Source organism: Bradyrhizobium sp. WSM471, from assembly GCF_000244915.1.
Taxonomy (GTDB): domain Bacteria; phylum Pseudomonadota; class Alphaproteobacteria; order Rhizobiales; family Xanthobacteraceae; genus Bradyrhizobium.
Genome location: NZ_CM001442.1, coordinates 4294963 through 4317188, shown reverse-complemented (window position 1 = coordinate 4317188; position 22226 = coordinate 4294963). Strand labels below are relative to the sequence as shown.

Genomic DNA, 22226 nt, shown 5'->3' with positions numbered 1-22226 from the left:
CTACTCGGTGCCTTCCGAGCGGAAGATCGAGATCGAGATCGCACGCCCTTGCGAGAAATTGTAGCCGTCGATGCGCGTGCCGACCTTGTAGCGCAGCCCGATCGCCTCGGCGCGCTGCACGAAGCCACGCTCCGAACGCTGCTCGATCAGCGCGAAACGGCAGCTCCCTTGCCGCAGGAAATCCGCGGCACCCGAACCGTCGGTGAGCACTGTCTGCGTACCCGTCAGGAAGACGAGGCTCGGCTCGTGATAGCCGGCCGCGGCCGCCTTCGGGCCGACGCAGGTGACGTTGCGAAGCGCGCGTGCGATCTCGATGCTCGGAAACAGCGGCGTCAGCGACGGCAGCACGATGCCGTAGACCGTCACCGCAAGCATCAGGGCTGCGACCAGCGCGTTGAGCAGCGAGCGCTCGGCGTGATTGTTGTCGTGAAGCCACCAGGCGAACAGGCCGAAAATCAGCGAGGCCGCGATGAACGGCCAGGCCACGAAAGCAGGCTGCCGCGTCAGCATCACCGCGCCGACGACCGCGATGATCGAGCCGCCAACGGGGATCGCGAACCACCAGGCCGAGCCGCGCATCAGCCAAGACCAGGACAGCACCCGCCGCTCGAGCGCGCCCGCGGTGAGGATCGCGATCGCAGGGTACAGCGGCAGCACGTAATGCGGCAGCTTGGTCAGCACCACCTCGAAGACGATCCAGGACGGGACCAGCCAAGCCAACAGGAATTGCGCGCCGGGCTCGCGCCGCGCGCGCCAGACCGCGGGCGCCGCCATCGCCGCGAGCGGCGCGCCGGGCCAGAACGTGATCCAGAACAGCACCAGGTACAGTCCGGGCGGCGCGCCGTGAGATTCCTGAGCGCCCAACTTGCTCAGCATGTCGCCGCCGACGGAATCGGCGAAGAAGGCATCGCCCGCGCGCCAGAAGATCGCGACGAACCAGGGCAGCACCAGCACCAGCATCCACATCAGGCCCCAGAGCGGGCGCAGCTTCCATAGCCAGGAGGCATCGCGGTCCTGGATCGCGAGCGCGACGATGGTCAGGCCCGCGAACATCAGGATCAGCGGGCCCTTGATCAGGATGCCGACGGCGAGAGCCGTCCAGAAGATCGCGGGCCAGCTCCAGGGCGGATGCGTCTCGTCCTCGGCGCGCTGCCACGACAGATACGCCCGTGCCATTGCGCCCATCGCGGCGACCACGCAGAACAGCAGCATGGCGTCGGTCTTGGCAAGCCGCGCCTCGACGCCGAGCAGCACGGAGGCGCACATCAGAAGTGCCGCAAGCACCGCGGCGCGCCGCGTGACGAAGCCGAGCGCCGCCCAATAGGTCATGAGCACTGCGCCGATCGCGCCGATCAGCGACGGGAGCCGGTAGACCCAGATGCGCAGTTCGGCCCGCGGCAGACCGAGCGCCGATGCCGTCTCGACCGCGGCCGATTGCAGCCAGTAGATGCCGACCGGCTTCTTGTAGCGGACGTCTTCCTGGAAGCGGATGTCGACATAATCGCCGCTCTCGACCATCTGCTTGGTCGCCTGCGCAAAGCGCGCCTCGTCGCGATCGACAGGCGGAATTGTGAAGAAGCCCGGCAGGAATAGCAGCAGCGCGCACAGCAGCAGGAAGGCGACCGCGCGGACGTGGCTGGCCGTGGCGATGTCGAACATGGACACGAGCCGGCTGCCCGGATTCACCGGGGATTTCGGCTCGTGGGGAGCTCCAAAACGGGGTGTTGGGTAGGTCTCGGCCATCGGTTCCGCTTACGCTGAAACCGCCATCGCCACAACCGCTTGAGGCAGGGTCATTGAATTCGAATGACAACTGTGTCCGCGGCGCCCGTGGCGTCGATGACGGTCAGCCGCGCAAAGCCGGGACCGGGCGGATCGATCAGCCGCTGGCGTCGTCCGTCGATCTCACCCTGCGCCGTTCCGTTAACCATGACCGTCATGGGCAGGACGCCGCCGGCGACTTTGACCGGCATGGCTGCGCCCCCTTCGCCACCTGAGCGATCGACGTCGATCCGAGAGCCGTTCAGCGGGAACTGAATGTGCAGAGCCTGCTCGCCCCCGGTCCGCACCAGATCCCCGACCGGGCGGAACCGCCTCAAGGGCAATGGCAGCTTGGCGTTGCTGGCAACGAGAGTTCCTTTCGGCGGCTTCGGCAACGGCAGGAGCGTCTTGCCGGTGCGGGCGAAGGCGTCGAACAGGATCGGCGCGGCGGCGACACGCCCGATCAGGCCCGGAACCGGTGCGCCATCGGGCCGGCCGACCCAGACGCCGATGGTCATGCGCCCGTCGAAGCCCATCGACCAGGCGTCGCGGTAGCCATAGGAGGTGCCGGTCTTGAAGGCGATGCGGTTGTGGGCCGCGTTCTCCGGCGGCGGGGTACCGAGCAGCACGTTGCCGACCTGCCAGGCCGCGACCTGATCGAGCAGCCGCAGCGGCTCGCGGTCGTCCCTGTCGCTCATGATCTCGCGCAGCGGCTTGGTGGTGCCGAGCCGGGCGAAGCCCGCATAGAGCTGGGCGAGGTCCTGCAGCGTCACGCCGACGCCGCCAAGGCCCATGGCAAGTCCGGGCGCCTCGTCCTTGGGCAGCACCAGATTGCCACCAGCCTGGCGCAGCCGCGAGGCCAGCCGGCTCGCGCCGACGCGGTCGAGCAGGACGATCGCGGGCACGTTCAGCGACAGCTGCAGCGCCTTCTTCACCGGCACCGTGCCCTGGAACGTCATGTCGAAATTTTCCGGCGTGTAGGAGCCGAAGCGCACGGGCCGATCGTCGATCAGACTGTCGGGGTGAACGAAGCCGTCCTCGAAGGCGAGCCCGTAGATGAACGGTTTCAGCGTCGAGCCCGGCGAGCGGACCGCGCGGGTCATGTCGACCTGCCCTGCCCGGCGCTCGTCGAAATAATCCGCCGAGCCGACCCGCGCGAGCACGTCGCCGCTCTCATTGTCGACGACGATGATGCCGACCGAGATGTTCGGTCCCAGCGCAATGGCACGGTCGCGCGCCAGCGGCTCCAGCACCTTCTGCAGGTTGGCATCGAGCGTCAGCTTGATGACGGGCGCGTCCTTGACCGTCGCAAGCGCCGCATCGGAGGCGTGCGGCGCCAGGATCGGCATCGGCTTGCGCAGTTTCGGCACGGGAACGGCTTTGGCCTGCTTGGCATCATCGAGGCTGATCTGTTGCTCCTCGACCATGCGGTCGAGCACGCGATCACGCGCTTTGCGCGCCGCATCGGGATGGCGATCGAGCCTGCGGGTCTCCGGGGATTGCGGCAGCGCGACCAGCAACGCGGCTTCAGCCAGCGACAACCGCTTCGGCTCCTTGCCGAGATAGGCGATCGAGGCGGCGCGAATGCCTTCGAGGTTGCCTCCGTAAGGCGCGAGCGCCAGATAGAGATCGAGGATCTGCTCCTTGCTCAAGCTGCGCTCGATCTCGATCGCACGCACGATCTGCCGCAACTTTGCATAGAGCGAGCGCTGCCGCCGCGGCTCCATCAGCCGCGCGAGCTGCATCGAGATGGTCGAGCCGCCCGAGACAATGTGGCCGCGCGTCCCAATCTGAAACGCGGCGCGCCCCAGCGCCAGCGGGTCGATGCCGTCGTGTGCGTAAAAGCGCTGGTCCTCATAGGCGAGCAGCAGCTTCAGATAGGTCGGATCGACGTTCGTTTTTGTCTCGACCGGCAGCCGCCAGCGTCCATCCGCCATCGCATAGGCGCGCAGCAGCTTGCCGTTGCGATCGACGACGGTGGTGGAGACCTGGCGGGCTTCGTCGAAAGGCAGCGGACCGAGGGAGTAAACCCAGGCGACGAAGCCGACGATAGCGAGGATGAGCGAGAGTGCGAGCGCGCGGAGGACATGCAGGCCCCCGCCCCTTGCTCCGTCATGGCCCGGCTTGTCCCGGCCATCCACGTTCTTGCCTCTCGCACCAAAGTCCGTGGATGCCCGGGACATCTGAGCGAAGACGCGCTTCGCGCTTTTGCCCGGGCATGACGGCGGAGCATGTGGCTCCTTGTCGCTCATCCCATGACTACTCACTTCGCCGCCCGCACCTCAACCGTGCCCGTCCCGGTGCGGCCGTAGCGCGAGGGATTGTACATGTCCTCGACATAGGCCTGCGGCAGCACGTATTTGCCGGGCGAGACCACACGCACGACATAGGCCACCGTGAAGACCGCCTTGGAATCCGAGGCCCGGTCGACGGCCGCCGTGAAGCGGTCGTCGCGGAACTCGGTATCCTCAGGCTCTTCGCCATCCTCGATCCAGCCCAGCGTGCCGCTGTCGCCCGACGACACCAGTTTTGGATTGTCGATCTCCAGGCCGGCCGGCAGATAGTCGGACACCATGATGTGGCCGTATTCGGGCTTGGCCTCGGTGATCTTCAGCACCACGGCGAACCGGTCGTTCTGCTTGACCTTGCCGATATCGGCGGGCTTGCCGTCGAGCGTGAAGAAACTGCGCTCGATCTTGAAGCCGTTCGATGCCGCGGGCTCCGGCGTCACCGGCGAGCCCGACACCGAGACCACCGCCTGCACCGGCGCATCGCCGGTGTTGGTGATCTTCAACGGCTTGCCCTCCAGGGTCGCGGCCTTGTAGCTGCGGTACAGCGCGGTCTTGACCGGCTGGCCGTCGACCTCCATCGACAGGTTCTCCTTGGCGAGCGCGCGCGCCGCCAGCACCAGCCAGGCATTCTCCTGCGTGGAGGTGTAGGGCGTCAGCCCGCGCGCGGTCTCGACCCGCGACACCGCCTGCGTCAGCGTCGCCTTCGGCGCATTGCCTTCGCTGGCAAGCGACACCAGCGCTGCGGCATCTCGGAGCTGCGAACCGTAGTCGGTGCGGCCGAACTCCAGCACGGGTTTTGGCGCAAGACTGTCGAGCGCTGCGCCGTAGACCCGCTCCGCGCGGTTGCGGTCACCGACCAGCGCGAGCGCGGCCGCGAGCTGCGACTTCGCGATGGGAGTTGCGAGGTTGGAGAGCTTGGTGTCGGCGAGATAGCGGAGGTCGCCGATCGGCGCCGCGCCGTTCCGCGCGAGCACGTAGAGGCCGTAAGCAAGATCGCGGCCGCCGTCCTTCTCCGGCTCGTTGCCGTTGACGACGGAGTTGCGGATACGATCCAGCGCGGTCTTGAACAGCACATCCGGCACCACAAATCCCTTTTCGCGGGCGCGGGTCAGGAAGTCCGTCACATACGCGTCGAGCCAGGCGTCGTCACCGCCTGCCGACCACAGGCCGAACGAGCCGTTCGAGCCTTGGCGCGCCAAGAGCCGCTCGATGGCGTCGCGGATGCGCTGGTCGACCTCGGTGTCCATGGCCAGATGCGCGCCGGCCGCGAGATCGTTGACATAGAGCAGCGGCATGGCGCGGCTGGTGATCTGCTCCGAGCAGCCATAGGGATAGCGGTCGAGCGCTTTGAGGATCGTCGCCGCATCGAGCGCAGTCGACAGGCTGGCCGAGACCGAGACGCTACCGGTGCCCGGCACGAGATCGGCGAACATATCCGAGGTCAACGTCAGGCTCTCACCCTTCGCGAGCGTCCGGATCGAGCGTCGCGCCAGGACTTGCGTCGCCGCCTTGACGTCGAGCGCATAATGGCGCGCCAGCGCCAGGCCGTTCGGCCCCCTGATGTCGACGTCGAGCGTCGCCTGCCCCGCCGCCGTCGCGTCGATGGCGAGCGTGAACGAATTGCGCTGCTTGGCGGCGAGCTTGACCGTGGTCGCGGGATTGCCGGACATCTTCACCGGCCCGCCCGTCTTCACATTGATGACGTAATCGCCGGCCTGGCCCTCGACATTGTCGATCTCGAGATTGACCGTGCCGTGGTCCCCATTGAGCAGGAAGCGCGGCAGGGTTGTGGTCAGGACCACGGGATCGCGGATCACGACGTCGGTGTTGGCGCGGCCGAGCTTGGTCGCGGTCCACGCCACCGCCATGACGCGCGCGGTGCCGGCGAACTCCGGAATGTCGAAGCTCACTTCCGCTGTGCCGTCGGCGGCAACGGTGACGATGCCCGAATAGAGCGCGAGCGGCTTTTGCGCGGGCGGCGAGCCCTGGAGCTCGGCGGCACCGGCGTCGCCGCCGGACTTGATCTGCCCGCGCGTGCCCGACATGCCGTCGATCAGTTGCCCATAGAGATCGCGGATCTCCGCGCTCAGGCGGCGCTGACCGAGATAGTAGTCGTCCGGTGCCGGCGGTTTGTAATTGGTGAGGTTGAGGATGCCGACATCGACCGCGGCGATCACGATCTTGGCGTCCTCGCCCGGATTGAGCCCGTCCAGCTTGACCGGGATCTTCAACATTGCATTCGGCCGGATCAGTGCCGGCGGCGTCAGCTTCACCTGGAGCGTGCGGGTCTGCTTGTCGATACCGAACCATTTGAGTCCGATGGCCCGGCCCGGCATGCGTTGCGCGGTCGCATCGAGCGGCCGGCGCAGCGTCGCCACCACATAGGCGCCGGTGCCCCAGTCCTTGCCGACCGGGAACTTCACCTGCGCGGTGCCTTCCTTGACGTCGATGGTCTGCGTCGTCAGCAGGCGATCGCCGAGCACGTTGACGGTCAGCTTGCCGGCGCTGCGGACGTTGACCGACACGGTCATGGTGTCGCCCGAGGCGTATTGCGGCTTGTCGATCGATGTCTCCAGAAGGTCCGGCGTGTCGGCGCTGCCGTCGGAATACCAGCCGACGTCGAACTGTACCGAGGTCACGGGTCCGTCGGCGTCGTTCGACTTCACGTCCAACCGGTAGCGGCCGGGCTTTGGGGTCAACGAAATCCGCGACGGCTTGTCCGCGGCGACGGTCACGTCGCCGTCAGAGACGCGCGAGGTCGATTTGACCGGCTCGTACTCCCAGTAATTGCTCTGGCGATACCATTGGTAGCGCGACTCCATCTTCAGGAGCTCGTAGCGCAGGCCGTCGCGGCGAAGCCTCTCACCCTCGGGCGAGACGAACACGACATCGAACTCGGCCTTGTCACCCTCGGCGACGTTCTTGTCGCCGAACAGCGGCTTGATACCGATCATGGCGGCAGCAGGCGCGACCGGCAGCACGATCTTACGCTCCACGGCACGGCCGCCAGTCTCGACCATGCGGACGAAGATTTGCGCCTCCTGCGGCCGCGTCGAGGCCGGCTGCTTGTCGAGCGTGACCGGGAAGGTCGCAACGCCATTGGCGTCAGCTTCCGGCAGGTTTTCCAGCGGCGTGCGCTCGTTTGAGGTGGTCTCCTCGTCGGCGACGCCGAACTGGTAACCGGCGAAACCCGGTCGCTCGGACGCGGGCGCGACCAGCATGTCGCCTTCGAGCGCCAGCCCCGAGGCCGGCGCGCCATAGAGGAAATGGCCGTCCGCCTTAAGCTCCACTGGAGCGTTAGCTTTGATCAGCTTGTCCTTGGCGGACAAGTCGAATTCGATCCGATCAGGGACGTAGTCCTCGACCATGAAGGTGGTCTCGCCGACCGAAGAGCCCTTCGGATCGGTGAAGGCGCGCACCCGCCAGGTACCGGTCGGGACGGCCGAGTTGAGCGGCACGGACAAGGTGCGCCCGCCGGCGCCCTGGTCGGCCAGCACGGCGCGGCGGTATTCGACGCCATCGGGGCGCTCGATCACCAGCGTCATCGGCCCGCCGGTGACGGCATTGCCCTGCCCGTCGCGCAACAGCGCGGTCAGATAGACGGTCTCGCTGGAGCGGTAGACGCCGCGCTCGGCATAGACGAAGGCATCGGCGCCCGCAGGCACGGCCCTGCCCGAAACGCCACGATCCGACAGGTCGAAGGCGGAGGATTTGAGGCTGAGGAAGGCATAGTCGGCCTTCTCGCCGGTCACGGTGAGCATCGCCGGCGACAGGCCGCCCTCGCCGCGCGCAAGCCCCGCCTCGAACAGCAAATGGCCGCTCTCATCGGTCTTGCGGGTGGCCAAAATCTCGTTGTTGCGCGCGACCAGCCGCACCTCGGCCTTGCCGACCGGATCGGTCGAGGCCAGCGAATTCACGAAGACATGGATGCCGTCATTGCCGGAATAGGCCGTGACGCCGAGATCGGAGACGATGAACCATTGGGTGGCAAGCTGGTAGTCGTCGTCCGAGCCCGGTCCCTTGGCCGCGGCCGTCATGACATAGACGCCGGGCTGGAGTTCGCCCAGCGCCTGGTCGACCGGGAATGCCGTGGTGACGTCCTGGTTCAACGTCATCGCGGTCGCAAGCTCGCCGGTCCAAACTTTGACGCCGCGCTCGCCGCCGAGATCGCTGAGCTGGTATTTCGACAGCGTCTTCTGAAAATCGCTGTCGACCACCGTGTTGATCAGGTTGCGGTCGCCGATCCGGAACACGTTGATGTTGACGGCTGGCGTGTTGACGCTGACGACGGGAATGCCGCGCTGGCCCGTCCTCGGCAGCACATAGGCGCGACTGGTGAAGCGCACGAATGGCTTGCGGTCGCGCACATAGACGTTGAACTCGGCCGATTTCGGCAGGCCTTCCTTCACGGTGGACGGCAGGCCGGCGCGCAGATTGATGTTGTAGCGCTCGCCGTGCTTCAGCCCATCGACGCAGAGCTGCTTGCCCTCGGCCGACAAAGCCGGCTTGTCCTGGCCCGCCAGCGCGAGGTACGGCGCGAAATCGGTGCGTTTTGCCAGCTCCTCCGAGAACTGGAAGCAGGCGCGTGGACTGGCGGAGTCCGAGTCCACGGTGTAATCGAGCAGTCGAAAACCGTGCTCGTCGCGCATCTTCTCATATTGGCCGCGGACGTCGGCGACCTCGCGCATGTCGAGAGACAGCCGCAGCGCATCCAGCGCCGGCCGCCACAGCTTGCGTTCGGACAGCGACTTGCCGAGCACCGCGAGCGCGTCGGCCTCTTCGCCCGCATTCCCGGCGCGCTGGTAGGCGATGTAGGCGGCAGTCGAGGCGCGCTCCAGCAGGAACGTTTGCTCGCTCGAACTCTTCGGCGATATCTGGAAGATGACTTTCGCCAGCCGCAGCCAGTTGCCGGCGTCCTCCGGCGTGGTCGCCGCGATCTGGCCGAGCACCGACAGGCCGGTGCGGTAGTCGTTGCGCCGGAAGGCAGCATCGGCGTCGGTGCGCAAGCTTGCGCCGGACTTGGCGACCGGCCCCGCCTCGCCCTTGATCTGCGCCTCCAGCTTGATCGCGGAATCGGCGAGATCGTCGCGCTTGAAGGCTTTGTCGGCGGCCTGCGCTACGCTAAGGCCGAACGCCAGCGTGGCGCAGAGTGCGACGGCGCGAACAAGACCGATCATGGATGGACTCCCGGAAATCGCGGACGAACGCCGCTTGTCGCATGAAATGCGCGGAAAGGTGACGGACTCAAGGCGATGGAACCAAAGGTGCAAATCGTCGCATTCGCCATGACAAGGCAGGCCCAGAGGAGACCGATCAAGCTACCGCCGCGCACGCCGTCCTGATGGCGCAGCAATACCCGACCAGTCGTCCGGCGGCCGTGTCCCGGAAGCTTTCCAGCGTTCCCGGCGATGTGATCCATCGTCCAGTCCGCTGCCGCTCAACCCGGCACCCCGACACCCCACCGTTCCGCTTTGTCGCGGCTCCGAGGAAAACGGTTCGGTTCAGGCTTGGCGAAAGACGATATTTTTCATAATGGCATGGTAGATGAACAGCCGGCCCCCAACCAGGGCGGCTCAAGACGGTCCCGTAGCTCAACTGGATAGAGCATCAGATTTCTACTCTGAGGGTTGCAGGTTCGATTCCTGCCGGGATCGCCATTTTCAGTCTAAAGCGTTGATCGTGGGTCCAGTCTACGATGCGCGCCTGCAGAATCCACCGTCCTTCACGAACGCGTGGGTCGCCTCGGTCCGGGCTTTGATCCGGGCAAGCGAGCCCTATCTATCCGCCGAGCGACGTGCGCCCGATAAGGACTTCGATGCCACTATCCGACTTGACGAGAATGGCTATCGCGTCTGCGGTGGCGATTGTGGCAATATCGTTCCTGGCAGTTGACGCGGGAATCGTGAACTCCGGCGTCATCGCTAAGCCCATCGCGACGGCGCGGGCTTCCATCGCGGACGCGGCGGCCAGCCAGCATCAACTCGCCTTCGCCGTTCAGGCATGGACGCGTCGCGGCCACCAGAAGCCGGCCCTGGAAGAATGCCTGGCGATCGATTGAACCAGCGCAGTTTGTCGCCGCTCTCGTCTCGCGGATGTGTGCGCAACGTAGCAATCATGTTTGTTACAGGCCATTATTCCCCCGGATGAAGATCGTCCAAATCCAGCCGAACAGTGCGCTCAATGCGGCGACCGATGCGGCGATTGCCGCGGTCCGAGTCCACCAGATCTGCCGCTCGTGCCGTTCGATATCCGCCTCGGATTTTTGATTATCTTTCCAGTTCAGCCATTCCTGGGCGAACCCGATCGTCATGACGGGCGCGGTTCCGATCGCAATCGCTCCTGCGGATGCCGCGTCGGTCTGGGCTAGGCGCGCTCGGACGTTGGCTGCACCCGTCTTTTCAAGCACCGCAAGCCATTGCTGGGACTGTTCGTCTGACACATGCCACGTGCATTCCCTGTAAGGAAACGCTTTCGGTCGCTCTGTCATGGCCTTGCACCGTACTCACCCTTCAGTGTCGCCCTGATGTCGCGCCCACCACCCGGCAATCGCCGCCGCGAGATCCTTCCACGACTCGGTCGGCAGATCCGGCACCGCCACCCGGACGCTGTACCGATCAGTAGTCGCGTCGTGAAACCACTCGGTCGCCGCGAAATCGAAACCAAAACTGCCGGCGTGGCGAATGGGGAAGCCTTTGGCGTTCAGGTCGCGGCTCATGTCTTCGGCGGCCTGCCGCGCGGTCGCCTCATCGAGGGCGCGCCTGCCGCGAAGCGTGACATAGAGGCCGTGGGTGAAATGCAGCTCGGCCGAGAGCGAAGCGAGTTCGGAGGCAAAATATCGCGCCGTGTGGCGACCGTTGCGCAGGATCGCCGCGACGCGCCTTTTCGTCAGGGCCCAATAGACCTCTGAGCCCACGAATGGCGGGAAGTGCGCCGGCAACGCCGCGCCACCCAGAAGCCGGACGGCATTGCGGGTTTCCCCCGCCAGGCTTTCGGACAGCAACTGGCCTGCCTTGAGATCCTTCCGGCCCCAATGCACGAACACGGCAGAGCCGAGCCGGCCGTATTCCACCCCGAGCGAATCCAGCTTGTTGTGGCTTCGCACCAACACGACGGGAATGTCCCATTGCGCGGCCCATCTCAGGACGCGCCGGATGCGCCCCGATCTGCCGGCGAAACATGTCGTGTCGAAAATCAACAGGTCGAGCCCCGAACCGTCGCAACGCAAAGCCGCCTCGAACGCCCCGGCAGGAGCGCATGAATCCAGCAGGAGAAGCCGTCGCGAGGCTGCCTCAGCAAACGCTTCGTCCAGCGGGATTCTGGCGGTGACAAGCCGCAAATCGGGAACGAGGCTCTCGATCAGCTCCAGTGTCTCGCCGTAGGTGCCCGGCAGCACCACGACGTCTGCCTTGCCGATGATCCGTGCGGACGCGAGCAGCAGCGCGGCGATCGCGGCCATGCCGGACGCGGTATAGATCGCCTCGCTCGCGCAGCACCGCTCGAGGTCATAAAACGAGGGACCGCGCACCTTGAGGTCAGCGCGCTGATAATCGTAGCTGAACGCGAACGGACCGCTGGTGGGAGACGCCGCGTGCGACCAGGCGGTCTCCGTCGCCTTCCAGTCCTGCAGCGCATGCTCCGCGCGTAGCGCGGCGGCGAGCTGAAACTTGGAGTCCACGACCTCGTCGACCGATTGCGGCCGAGCCAAATGCAGCGGGCTCCTCAGGCAATCGTTCAGCAGCCCGATTTCCCTGTGCTTTCGTTCGAGATAGGCCTCGGAGGTCTCCATGCGAATCTTGATGAGGATGGTCTTGGCAATTGCGACTGCCCTTCAACATTCGGCGAACGCATTGGCTCCAAACAATCGGCCGCGCTCATCCTTGCAACGAAGACCGGTCCTCGCCGTTGACACTTCACAGGGAGAACATCATGAGCGAGATCAGAGAGCACATGAAGATCATCGGCAAGGACGGCGCACCTGTCGGCACTGTCGACCGCGTCGAGGGCAATCGCATCAAGCTGACGCGGAAGGACAGCCCGGAAGGTCACAAGGACCATCATCATTACATTGATACGAAATATGTGGGTGCCGTCGAAGGCGACGTCGTGAAGCTTTCGGTCAATGCCGACGCGGTGCCGAGGTCGGAAGCAGCCTGAGCCAGCAAGTCGCCTCGGGGACTTTTTGTTTGTTCACGGTCCTGCTCCGCTTCGTTCCCCGAAACGAATCGCGACCGGAAGATCGTCGTCCGAACGAGTCTTAACGTAGCATTTCGGCGGCTCGCGTCAGGCGTCGAGCGTCACGAGCACGGGCCTCAACCGGAAGGCGTCGATTGCAGCGTTGGACAGCAGCAATCGTCGCCTTTCGCCACCCCGCATCATGCGGTCGATCCTGTTCAGGATGAATCGCGCCGCGTCCCTGCGCTCGCCGGTAAGCTGGCCGGATTGGTCGAGATATTTCCAGGCAATCTCGAAGGACTCTGCGCGCAACTCGGGATCGGTCATAGCAGCTCAACGCCGGCGGGGAACCGACGTTCCATCGGCACGACGGCCCTCGCCTGACCGCCCTTCATTGAGCTTGCGCGAAAAGAATTGAGGAGTGCGGAACGAGCCTGCGATCAGCGCGTTCGCTGTCAAGTGGTGCCGATTTGCCAGCCCCGATCGGCTCTCGAGAACCTCGTGCTCGTCCCCCCGAGCACGGGGTTTTTCTGTGAATACGGGTATTGTCGTAAGACTGAGAGCTCAGTCCGTCCGCTCTTCGCGCCGGTCGCGGGCGAGTTGATGCCAGGCCAGGGCCAGCTCGATGAGACGTTGCCGATCGGGGCCATCGGCCGCCACGGCGCGCTTCATCGCCGCCTCGGCTTCATGCTGTGGATCGTACTTGGTACACATGAAGCCAATTCTAGCCGGACGATCTGGACAAGCGCGTGGCAATTTCGTCCGTATGATTGCGGGGTTAATCCCTCCCGATACGGATTTGCGACGCGATCCAGCTCACGCATGTGGCGAACGACCCGCCCCGATTGTGGGCTTCATACGTAACGATCTGTGAAGTGCGTCACAGCCGGCGCCCGGCGTCTCCGCTAAACAGTCCTCAGCGCTCCCAGAGAGCGAGAAGGCTTGGGAGATATTCCCGTCATGACGCAAGAAGCCGCAGCCGAAATTGCCGTCCCGACGCGACGCGAAAGATCCGACCCGCTCGGCATAGCTTATCTTGCGACCATCGGCATCGTGATGCTGGCCTGGATCGCAGGCCTGGTCTGGGCCGCGATCGCGTTCTTCAGCTGGCTGGTGTCCTGACGCGCGGGGCGATCGCCGTTGAATCAATTCCCGGCCAGCCGAAGGCCAACGCAAAAACGAAAAGAGGCGGACTTTTCGCCCGCCTCTTCGCTTCAGCTCTCGCCTGGAGCGCTCAGTAACACGCCCGGGGATCGGCCTGCACATACTGGCCGCTCGGATAGCGGTAGTAGCAATTGCCCTGGGCCAGATAGTAGCCGGGGCGCGAAGCAGCCGTCGCGCCGGCTATCGCCCCGGTGGCACCGCCGATCACAGCGCCTGCGGCCGCTCCCGAGGCGTTGCCCGATATCAGGCCGCCCAGCAGGCCGCCGACGATAGCGCCGCCGAGCGCGCTCGCACCGGGATCGGCCGGCGGCGGAGGCGGCGGCGGTTCGTAGGCGACGGGCGGGGCATAGGCCACGGGCACGTCGTCGTAATAATCCTCCGAGATGTAGGCCGGGGGTCCCTCCATCCGCTGCGGATAGTAATACCGCGCGCCGCCCACATCCCACCACCAGCCGGAGCGGCCGTTGTGGACTTCGTGGCGCCAGCGTCCGCCATCCCAGGCAAGATGGCCGCGATAGGCGTGTCCGCCCCAATCGCGCGCCGGCGCGGGACCCCTGGCATAATTGCGTCCGGGCGGCGGACCGCCGGCATTGCGCGGCGCAGGACCCGCGAGAGCGGGATTTGGACCTGGACCTGCATGACCAGGACCGCCGGCGTGGGGCTGGCCGCCCGGCTGTGGCGCGGGCCGGGCAGCCTGCTGCGGCGGCGGCCCCTTTCGCATGTTCTGAGGCGGCGCGCCGGCGCCTGGCCCGGCCGATGGCTGGGCGGCGTCTTTCGGTGGTCTGGCGTCCTGAGCCTGCGCCGGGACGGCGAGCAATGACATCGCCGAAACCAAGGGAATGATGATCTTGATGCGACTGGACGCACTCATGCGTGCTTGCCCCTACTTTCTCGATTGCCGTCAATGGCCGTGATGCTTGGCGCCATAGACGATTCGGCTCGCGCTGAGCTGATGCCGGCTGACATGACTGACCTGCTTTGGTCGGCCAAGTCCCGTTACAAATGATTAAGATCACGACATTTTTTCGTCGGCGCGGGCAGCGCACGAGTGCTTCTAGCGGGCCGGCTCGATCACATTGCAGTTGGTTCGCCCTGACATCAGGCAGTCCTGCATCTTGCTCGCGGAGGTGAGATCACGGGCGAGCCACCAGCCGACGCCGAGGATCACGATCGCGATGATCAAGCCGGCGATGGCGCCGCGGCGGTTGTCACCGGATTGAGGTTTTGGAGGGGATTTGGGCTCCGCGCCCGGTTCGGGCTCAGGTTCGGACTCGGCTCGGGACTCAGCTTGGGACTTGGCTTCGGACTTGGACATGGCTGACCGATCACGGGGGCGAGCGGGCTTTATCACCTCTGCGGCGTGGCGTCACATCCCGCCCAGCTTCTCCGGGTTAGCCTCGGGTCGGCCGGATCGCATCCTTGCGCGAGGTCTCGACCGCCGGGATCGCCTGCTGGACCCGCGGTGAGCAGGTCGTGAGCACAAACGCGGTCTGGGTGCATTCCCAATCTGCACCCAGGACGGCACTTTCGATCGGCTGCGGCCCGGCGAGCAGCAGCGTGGCACCGGCCAGGGCTGCCACCGCGACAGCGATTGCGAGCGCCTTCAGGCTCAGTCTTGAGATCGTCATACCCGTGCTCCGCGTCTCATACCGGGGCGGACGCTAGGCACCGCCCTGGTGCCCCCGTATGAGGGACATCACAATTCGGCAGTTTTTCGGGGCTACGAGAGATCGTCGGGGGCGGCGATTTTCGTCTACCTGATCGGCTGCGATTATAGGTGGCATCACGGCGCGCGCCGATGTACACGCATCTGCGTCGCGCGGCGCCCGCTATGCCCAGCCGACGTACCAACAGGCAGTGATGTAGGATCGAAAGCGAGGATGACAAGGTTCGCCGATGAGTGGATTTAGGGAACCAGGCTTCTCCGACCGACAAAAGGCGGCACAGGAAGCACGCAAAAACCTTTTGAACAAATTCAAGTCGCAGCCGGGGCCGGATGATCCCGCGGTTGTGGCGAAGCGTGCGGAGCGCGAGGCCCTTGCGGCCAAGCGCGCCGAGGCAAAGGCTGCGCGCGAGACGGAAAAGGCCGAGCAGAAGCGCCTTCAAGAAGAGGCTGTCGCGCTCGAGGCCGCGCGGATCGCCCGCGAAGCCGAAGAATCTGTCGCGAAGGCGGCCGAAGCCGAAGCCGAGCAAAAGGCCAAGCGAGACGCCCGTTACGCCGCCCGCAAGGCGAAGCGCAAGTAGCGTTCGCAAGTCTAACGCTCGCAAGTCACGTTCAATTGAATTTGGAATGAAACAATATTCTGGGGGCGGTCTACGTGACCGCCCCCGGATTTTTGGCGCGCGCCTGCCTGTCGCAAGCGCTGCCTCGACGATGGAAGATCAGTGCTTCTTCATCATCCCGTCGTCTTTCTTCATCCCGTCCTTCGACATCGTGTCCTTCTTCATGCCGTCGTCCTTGGACATGGTGTCCTTCTTCATGCCGTCCTTGGACATCGTGTCCTTTTTCATCATGCCGTCATCCTTGCCCATCTTGTCCTGGGCAAAGGCAGCCGGCGACAGCGCGAGGCCGAGCGAGAGAATGGCCGCTGAAACGCCGAGCGCGATGCGGGTACGAATGGTCATGACTGGTCTTCCCTTCGAGATGATGTTTGTCAGCGACGGACGCCGCTATCTGATCTCGACGGATTGCCACGGGGCGTTGTTACGCGGCCGCCGATAAATTTCTGCGCGCCGCCGCCGTCCTTTGTTCGGCGGATACAGGAAATCGGCAGTGTGCAACGCAGCATAGCCGACACTTGCCGCGGCATTCGGTCTCGAACTATCAGACTAGAGAACATTGTCTGAAAGACCGGCTAGGATAGGCCTCAGCACGGTCTCGAAGGCCCACCCAAAGTCACAGCAAACAAGAACCGTTCAAAGAAACGTCCAAAGGGATCACACCATGCTTACGCGCCGCCATCTGATTGCGACCGCCGTCGCCGCACCCGCCATTCTCCGTTTCGGTACCGGCACCGCGCATGCCGCGACCACCCTGAAGATCTCGCACCAATTCCCCGGCGGCACCGTCGACAAGGGCGATTTCCGAGACCGGCTCTGCCGCATGTTCGCCGCCGAAGTCGCCAAGCGCAGCAACGGCGACATCGCGGCCGAGATTTATCCGAACTCCTCGCTGATCAAGACCAACGCGCAGTTCTCCGCGATGCGCAAGGGCGCGCTCGACATCAGCCTCTATCCGATGCCCTACGCCGGCGGCGAGTTGCCGGAAACCAATATCGGCCTGATGCCGGGCCTCGTCACCACCTACGACCAGGGCATGCGCTGGAAGAAGGAGCCGGTCGGCAAGGCGCTGACCGACTTCCTCGCCGACAAGGGCATCATCCTGCTCAGCTGGGTGTGGCAGGCCGGCGGCGTCGCCAGCCGCTCCAAGCCGATCGTGGCCCCCGAAGATGCCAAGGGTCTCAAGGTGCGCGGCGGCTCGCGCGAGATGGACATGGTGCTGCAGACCGCCGGCGCCTCGGTGCTGTCGGTGCCCTCGAACGAAATCTATGCAGCGATGCAGACGGGCGCCTGTGATGCCGGCATCACCTCCTCGACCAGCCTGATCTCGTTCCGCCTCGAAGAGGTCGCGAAATCGCTGACCTCGGGCGCAGGCGCGTCCTACTGGTTCATGCTCGAGCCGCTGATGATGTCGAAGGCGATCTTCGACAAGCTGCCGAAGAACCAGCAGGACATCCTGCTCGCGGTCGGCACCGAGCTCGAAGCCTTCGGCCGCAAGGGAGCGCAGGACGACGACGTCGAGGTCGCCAAGGTCTACGAGAAGGCCGGCGCCAAGGTCTCGGCGCTCGATGCCGCGACGGTCGGCAAGTGGCGTGACATCGCCCGCGACACCGCGTGGAAGGACTACGGCGCCAAGACCGCGACCTCGGCCAACCTGCTCAAGCTCGCGACCGACGTCGCGGCATGAGCCACGGTCCGCTTCCGGATCGTGACGCCAAGGCCAACGCTGCCGCAAGGACCGGCCTTGCGGCGGCGATCGATCGCGGTCTCGCCATCCTCAACAACATCATCGTCGTGTTCGCCGCGATCGCGCTGATCGCCGCCTGCGCCATCCTGAGCTACAGCGTGCTCAGCCGCGCCTTGTTCAAGGCCGCCAATTACTGGCAGGACGAGGCGGCGGTGTTCCTGCTGGTCGGCGCCACCTTCATGACCGCCGCCTACGTGCAGCAGAACCGCGGTCACATCGGCATCGAGGCCTTCGTCGGCCTGCTCTCGCCGCTGGCGAACCGGATCAGACTCTGGCTGGTCGATGCCGTGACGTTTCTGTTCTGCGCTTTCTTCGCCTGGAAGTCCTGGACACTGGCGCATGAAGCCTATGTCGACGGCCAGGTCTCGAACTCGATGTGGTCGCCGCCGCTGGCCATCCCCTATTCGCTGATGGCGTTCGGCATGAGTCTGCTCTGCGTCCAGATCCTCGTGCAGCTTGCGCTGCCTTTCGCTGGAGCCAGGCGTTCATGAGCGTTTTCGGTATCGGCCTCGCGTACGGAATCGCGACGCTGGTCGTGATGTTTTCGGGCATGCCGATCGCGTTCGCGCTCGGCGCGGTCGCGGTGGTGTTCATGGGCATCTACATGCCCGCCGCCTCTCTCGATACGGTGACGCAGAACGTCTACGAGGAAATGGCCTCGATCACGCTGCTGTCGATCCCGCTCTTCATCCTGAAGGGCGCCGCGATCGGCAAGTCGCGCGCCGGCCAGGATCTCTACTCGGCCCTGCACGCCTGGCTGCACCGCGTCCCTGGCGGCCTCGGCGTCGCCAACGTATTCGCCTGCGCGCTGTTTGCGGCGATGGCGGGCTCCTCGCCCGCGACCTGCTCGGCAATCGGCTCGGCCGGCATCCCCGAGATGCGTAAACGCGGCTATTCCGGCGGCTTTGCCGCGGGGATCATCGCCGCCGGCGGCACGCTCGGCATCCTGCTGCCGCCGTCGATCACCATGATCCTGTTTGCGGTCGCTGCCGAAAAATCGCTGGGACGGCTGTTCCTCGCCGGCATCGGACCTGGCCTGCTGCTGGTCTCGCTGTTCGGAATCTACGCCGTGATCCGCTTCCGCCAGGAATATGCCGCGGCCGAAGCGATCTACAAGAACGGCGGCCCGGAAGCTGCGATCCTCGCCCGCGACGAGTACACGCTTGCGGAACGCTTCAGCGTGCTGCCGCGCGTGATCCCCTTCGTGCTGCTGCTCACCGGCGTCATGATCGCGCTCTATGGCGGCTACGCCACGCCGTCGGAGACCGCCGGCCTCGGCGGCCTCTTGGCGCTGGCATTGATCGCGGCGATCTACAGCGTGTGGCGGCCAAGGGACCTCGCCCCGATCCTGAAATCGACGATCCGGGAATCGACCATGCTGATGATGATCATCGGCATGTCACTGCTCTACTCCTACGTGATGAGCTACCTGCACATCTCGCAATCGGCTGCCGAATCCGTCGTCGCGATGCATCTGCCGCGCTGGGGCCTCTTGTTCGCGATCCTCGTCATGGTCGTCGTGCTCGGCTTCTTCCTGCCGCCGGTCTCGATTATTCTCATGACCGCGCCAATCATCCTGCCGCCGCTCCGCGCGGCGAACTTCGACATCATCTGGTTCGGCGTCGTCATGACCATCGTGATGGAAATGGGACTGATCCATCCGCCCGTCGGCCTCAACATCTTCGTCATCCGCAACGTCGCGCCCGACATTCCCCTGCGCGAGGTGATCTGGGGCACGCTGCCGTTCGTGCTGCTGATGATGGTCGCGGTGCTGCTGCTGTGCTTCGTGCCGGGGATCTCGACCGCGCTGCCGGACCTGGTGATGGGGCCGGACGGGAGCAGGTAGCGGCTGCGTCCGTCATTGCTTCGCTGCGCTCGCAATGACGGAGAATTAGGAGCCCGCGCGCCTCTTCTTCGCATTCAACGCGGAGGCCACGCGGCTCACGGGCGGCTTGCCGAGCACACCGCTCATCTCGTTGGTCGCCGCCAGCAGTCGGTCCATATCGACGCCGGTCCTGATCCCCATGCCCTCGAGCATATAGACGACGTCCTCGGTCGCGACATTGCCGGTCGCGCCCGGCGCATAGGGACAACCGCCGAGGCCGCCGGCGGCGGCGTCGATGACGCGGACGCCTTCCTCCATCCCCGCATAGAGATTGGCGAGCGCCTGACCGTAGGTGTCGTGGAAATGCATCGCGAGATTGGCGGGAGGGATATTGGCGCTGACCGCGCGCAGCATCTCCTTGGCTTTGGCCGGCGTGCCGACCCCGATGGTGTCGCCGAGCGAGATCTCGTAGCAGCCGAGCTCCCACAGCGTGGTGGCGAGATCGGCGACGGCTTTCGGCTTGATCTCGCCGTCGAAGGGGCAGCCCAGCACGCAGGAGATATAGCCGCGGACCTTGACACCATCGGCCTTGGCGCGCGTCAGCACCGGCTTGAACCGTTCGATGGACTCCGCGACCGTGCAATTGATGTTGGCCCGCGAAAAGCCCTCGGAGGCCGCGGCGAACACCGAGACGATCTTCGCTCCGGCCGCGCGCGCGGCGTCATAGCCCTTCTCGTTCGGCACCAGCACGTGGAATTCGGCACCGGTCAAATGGTTGACGCCGCGCAGCACGGCGTCCGAGCTCGCCATTTGCGGGATCGCCTTGGGCGAGACGAAGGCACCGACTTCGACTGTATTGAGGCCGGCCGCGACCAGCGCCTCGATGAAGGCGATGCGGGCCTCGACGCTGACCGCCGTCTTCTCGTTCTGGAGGCCGTCCCGCGGCCCCATTTCGATGATGCGGACCTGATCGCTCATCTTATTCTCCGGAAGGCTCGACCACGGCGAGCTCGACGCCCTCCTGGACGATGTCGCCGACCTTGCATTTGACCGACTTCAGCACGCCGGCATAGGGCGCGCGCAGCGTCTGCTCCATCTTCATCACTTCCAGGGTGAGGATCGGCGCGCCCTTCTCGAGCTTGGCGCCCTCCTCCGCCAGCACGGCGACGACCGTGCCCGGCAAAGGCGCCGCGATCTTGTCCGCGCCGGCCTGCTCCTCGGTCTCGCCGCCGAACGGATCGATCCAGTGCAGATCGAAGCGGCCGTTGCGCGTACGCAAATACAGCTCATGACCGTCGATCACGGCCGCGACCGACAATTTGACGCCGTCGAGCGTGAGATCGAACCCGCCATCTCTCGGCACAATCGCAAACGCCAGCTCGCGTTCGCCGATCATTAGCGTCGACGGGCCGCTGCCGTAGTTTAGAGCGACCTTCTGCTCGGGTCCGTGGCCAACGCGGAAAGCAAAGCCGCGCTGGCGGCGGCCGACCGGCATCCAGCCAAACGTCTGCCAGGGCGAGCTCGCCTCGCCTTGCGCGGCCTGCCGCTCATCATTGACGATCGCAGCCACCGCGGCGCAGAGCTCGAGCTCGCCCGGCGCCGGCGAGGCCTGCGTCAGAACCGCCAGCTCGCGCTCGATGAAGCCGGTGTCGATTGCATTCGCCCTCACCTTCGGATGCGTCATCAGCGCCGACAGGAACGGGATATTGCTGACGATGCCGCGGACGTCGGACTCTTCCAGCCCGCGGTTCAGCCGCTCGATCGCGACATCACGCGTCGGCGCCCAGGCGATCATCTTAGCTAGCATCGCATCGTAGTACGGCGAGACCGTATCGCCCTCCCGATAGCCGGAGTCGATGCGCAGCCCCCCGGTTTCCACCGGCAGGCGCCAGGTTGTTATCTTCCCCACCGACGGCATGAAGTTCTTGGTCGGGTTTTCCGCGTAGACGCGCGCCTCAACCGCGTGGCCGTGAAGCTTGATCTCGTCCTGCTTCAGCGGCAACGCCTCGCCGAAGGCGACGCGGAGCTGCCACTCGACGAGATCGATCCCGGTGATCAGCTCGGTCACGGGATGCTCGACCTGGAGGCGGGTGTTCATCTCGATGAAAAACACGTCCTTGCCGTCGGAGACGAACTCGATGGTGCCGGCGCCGACATAGTTGACGGCTCCGGCCGCCTTTCGCGCGGCGGCACAGACCGTCTCGCGCTGGGCCGCATTGAGCGTCGGCGACGGCGCCTCCTCGATCACCTTCTGGTGGCGGCGCTGCAGCGTGCATTCGCGCTCGAACAGCGACAGCAGATTGCCGTGGCTGTCGCCGATCACCTGCACCTCGATATGCCTAGGGTTGTCGACATATTTTTCGATCAGCATGCGGTCGTCGCCGAACGCGGCCTTGGCCTCGCGCTTCGCGCTGACGATTGCAGGCGCGAGTTCATCCGCGGAGCGAACGATGCGCATACCACGGCCGCCGCCGCCGGCGGACGCCTTCACCAGAATTGGGAAACCAACCTTCTCTGCCGCCTTCGCCAGCGTCGCATCGTCCTGGGCCTCGCCGTGATAGCCGGGCACCAGCGGTACGCCGGCCTTCTCCATCAAAGCCTTCGAGCCGGACTTCGAGCCCATCGCCGTCATCATCCCGGCCGTCGGGCCGACGAAGACCAGGCCCGCGTCGAAACACGCCTGGGCGAATTCGGCGTTCTCCGACAGGAAGCCGTAGCCGGGATGGATCGCCTCTGCGCCCGTCTTGCGCGCGGCCTCGATCAGCCGCTCGACATTGAGATAGCTGTCGCGGGCGCGAGCGGGCCCGAGCAGCACGGCCTCGTCCGCGAGCGCGACATGCATCGCGTCGCGGTCGGCCTCGGAATAGACGGCCACGGTGCGCAGGCCCATGGCGCGCGCGGTGCGGATCACGCGGCAGGCGATCTCGCCGCGGTTGGCGATCAGCAGGGTGCGAAAACGGCGGTAGAGCTTTGAGCGGTCCATCGC

General features: G+C 65.3%; 20 protein-coding genes and 1 tRNA gene. 8 read left to right on the top strand and 13 right to left on the bottom strand.

Annotated features, from left to right (window positions below):
* The 3 genes from BRA471DRAFT_RS19225 to BRA471DRAFT_RS19215 form a co-directional block, all read right to left on the bottom strand.
* Positions 1 to 1743 carry a glycosyltransferase family 39 protein gene (locus BRA471DRAFT_RS19225; RefSeq protein ID WP_007610199.1) on the bottom strand — a complete coding sequence of 581 codons (1743 nt, stop codon included), beginning with the start codon at positions 1741 to 1743 and terminating at the stop codon, positions 1 to 3.
* Positions 1744 to 1793: 50 nt separating this feature from the next.
* On the bottom strand, positions 1794 to 3902 hold the full coding sequence (gene pbpC / locus BRA471DRAFT_RS19220; RefSeq protein ID WP_035974102.1) for a penicillin-binding protein 1C: 2109 nt from the start codon (positions 3900 to 3902) through the stop codon (positions 1794 to 1796).
* A 122-nt stretch (positions 3903 to 4024) separates the two neighbouring features.
* A complete protein-coding gene (locus tag BRA471DRAFT_RS19215; protein ID WP_007610196.1) occupies positions 4025 to 9229 on the bottom strand; it encodes an alpha-2-macroglobulin in 5205 nt (1734 codons plus the stop codon).
* Between the two features lie 403 nt (positions 9230 to 9632).
* Here BRA471DRAFT_RS19215 and BRA471DRAFT_RS19210 point away from each other — a divergent pair.
* Positions 9633 to 9709: transfer RNA gene (locus BRA471DRAFT_RS19210), tRNA-Arg, on the top strand.
* Positions 9710 to 9867: 158 nt separating this feature from the next.
* Entirely contained in the window at positions 9868 to 10110 is a 243-nt protein-coding gene (locus BRA471DRAFT_RS19205) for a hypothetical protein (RefSeq protein WP_007610195.1), read from the top strand.
* A gap of 63 nt (positions 10111 to 10173) precedes the next feature.
* On the opposite strand, the gene BRA471DRAFT_RS19200 is transcribed toward BRA471DRAFT_RS19205, so the two are convergent.
* Together BRA471DRAFT_RS19200 and BRA471DRAFT_RS19195 are read right to left on the bottom strand one after the other, a co-directional pair.
* A complete protein-coding gene (locus BRA471DRAFT_RS19200; protein WP_231170941.1) occupies positions 10174 to 10491 on the bottom strand; it encodes a hypothetical protein in 318 nt (105 codons plus the stop codon).
* Between the two features lie 63 nt (positions 10492 to 10554).
* Positions 10555 to 11838, bottom strand: a complete 1284-nt coding sequence (locus BRA471DRAFT_RS19195; protein WP_007610191.1) for a hypothetical protein — start codon at positions 11836 to 11838, stop codon at positions 10555 to 10557.
* 140 nt (positions 11839 to 11978) lie between these two features.
* Here BRA471DRAFT_RS19195 and BRA471DRAFT_RS19190 point away from each other — a divergent pair, with 140 nt between their 5' ends.
* Positions 11979 to 12206, top strand: coding sequence for a DUF2171 domain-containing protein (locus BRA471DRAFT_RS19190; RefSeq protein WP_007610189.1), 228 nt, complete (start codon positions 11979 to 11981; stop codon positions 12204 to 12206).
* Between the two features lie 126 nt (positions 12207 to 12332).
* Here the strand turns inward: BRA471DRAFT_RS19190 and BRA471DRAFT_RS19185 are convergent, their stop codons facing one another.
* Positions 12333 to 12551, bottom strand: a complete 219-nt coding sequence (locus BRA471DRAFT_RS19185; protein WP_007610187.1) for a hypothetical protein — start codon at positions 12549 to 12551, stop codon at positions 12333 to 12335.
* Positions 12552 to 12788: 237 nt separating this feature from the next.
* Complete coding sequence (locus BRA471DRAFT_RS38960) at positions 12789 to 12938, bottom strand: hypothetical protein (protein ID WP_167552267.1); 150 nt, start codon at positions 12936 to 12938, stop codon at positions 12789 to 12791.
* Between the two features lie 246 nt (positions 12939 to 13184).
* Here BRA471DRAFT_RS38960 and BRA471DRAFT_RS38955 point away from each other — a divergent pair, with 246 nt between their 5' ends.
* Positions 13185 to 13346 (top strand): hypothetical protein, encoded by a 162-nt coding sequence (locus BRA471DRAFT_RS38955; protein ID WP_007610185.1) that lies wholly within the window; start codon positions 13185 to 13187, stop codon positions 13344 to 13346.
* A 112-nt stretch (positions 13347 to 13458) separates the two neighbouring features.
* On the opposite strand, the gene BRA471DRAFT_RS19175 is transcribed toward BRA471DRAFT_RS38955, so the two are convergent.
* The 3 genes from BRA471DRAFT_RS19175 to BRA471DRAFT_RS19165 all read right to left on the bottom strand — a co-directional run bounded on the left by BRA471DRAFT_RS19175 (position 13459) and on the right by BRA471DRAFT_RS19165 (position 15016).
* A complete protein-coding gene (locus tag BRA471DRAFT_RS19175; RefSeq protein WP_007610184.1) occupies positions 13459 to 14259 on the bottom strand; it encodes a hypothetical protein in 801 nt (266 codons plus the stop codon).
* A 183-nt stretch (positions 14260 to 14442) separates the two neighbouring features.
* Entirely contained in the window at positions 14443 to 14703 is a 261-nt protein-coding gene (locus tag BRA471DRAFT_RS19170) for a DUF2273 domain-containing protein (protein ID WP_007610182.1), read from the bottom strand.
* Between the two features lie 76 nt (positions 14704 to 14779).
* Positions 14780 to 15016 carry a hypothetical protein gene (locus BRA471DRAFT_RS19165; RefSeq protein ID WP_007610180.1) on the bottom strand — a complete coding sequence of 79 codons (237 nt, stop codon included), beginning with the start codon at positions 15014 to 15016 and terminating at the stop codon, positions 14780 to 14782.
* A gap of 268 nt (positions 15017 to 15284) precedes the next feature.
* Here BRA471DRAFT_RS19165 and BRA471DRAFT_RS19160 point away from each other — a divergent pair, with 268 nt between their 5' ends.
* Positions 15285 to 15632, top strand: a complete 348-nt coding sequence (locus BRA471DRAFT_RS19160; RefSeq protein WP_007610179.1) for a DUF6481 family protein — start codon at positions 15285 to 15287, stop codon at positions 15630 to 15632.
* Positions 15633 to 15770: 138 nt separating this feature from the next.
* On the opposite strand, the gene BRA471DRAFT_RS19155 is transcribed toward BRA471DRAFT_RS19160, so the two are convergent.
* Positions 15771 to 16013, bottom strand: coding sequence for a pentapeptide MXKDX repeat protein (locus tag BRA471DRAFT_RS19155; RefSeq protein WP_007610178.1), 243 nt, complete (start codon positions 16011 to 16013; stop codon positions 15771 to 15773).
* Positions 16014 to 16332: 319 nt separating this feature from the next.
* Between BRA471DRAFT_RS19155 and dctP the strand changes: the two genes are divergently transcribed.
* The 3 genes from dctP to BRA471DRAFT_RS19140 are packed head-to-tail and all read left to right on the top strand — an operon-like array spanning position 16333 to position 19261.
* Positions 16333 to 17355, top strand: coding sequence for a TRAP transporter substrate-binding protein DctP (gene dctP, locus BRA471DRAFT_RS19150; protein WP_007610177.1), 1023 nt, complete (start codon positions 16333 to 16335; stop codon positions 17353 to 17355).
* A complete protein-coding gene (locus BRA471DRAFT_RS19145) occupies positions 17352 to 17906 on the top strand; it encodes a TRAP transporter small permease (RefSeq protein WP_007610176.1) in 555 nt (184 codons plus the stop codon). Before dctP ends, BRA471DRAFT_RS19145 begins: the two co-directional genes overlap by 4 nt.
* The gene (locus BRA471DRAFT_RS19140; RefSeq protein ID WP_007610175.1) at positions 17903 to 19261 is read left to right on the top strand and encodes a TRAP transporter large permease; all 1359 of its coding nucleotides are present in this window, start codon (positions 17903 to 17905) and stop codon (positions 19259 to 19261) included. The genes BRA471DRAFT_RS19145 and BRA471DRAFT_RS19140 overlap by 4 nt, the downstream gene beginning before the upstream one ends.
* 45 nt (positions 19262 to 19306) lie before the next feature.
* Here the strand turns inward: BRA471DRAFT_RS19140 and BRA471DRAFT_RS19135 are convergent, their stop codons facing one another.
* Together BRA471DRAFT_RS19135 and BRA471DRAFT_RS19130 are read right to left on the bottom strand one after the other, a co-directional pair.
* Positions 19307 to 20218 (bottom strand): hydroxymethylglutaryl-CoA lyase, encoded by a 912-nt coding sequence (locus BRA471DRAFT_RS19135; RefSeq protein WP_007610173.1) that lies wholly within the window; start codon positions 20216 to 20218, stop codon positions 19307 to 19309.
* 1 nt (position 20219) lies between these two features.
* Complete coding sequence (locus tag BRA471DRAFT_RS19130; RefSeq protein WP_007610171.1) at positions 20220 to 22223, bottom strand: acetyl/propionyl/methylcrotonyl-CoA carboxylase subunit alpha; 2004 nt, start codon at positions 22221 to 22223, stop codon at positions 20220 to 20222.
* Positions 22224 to 22226: the final 3 nt, after the last annotated feature.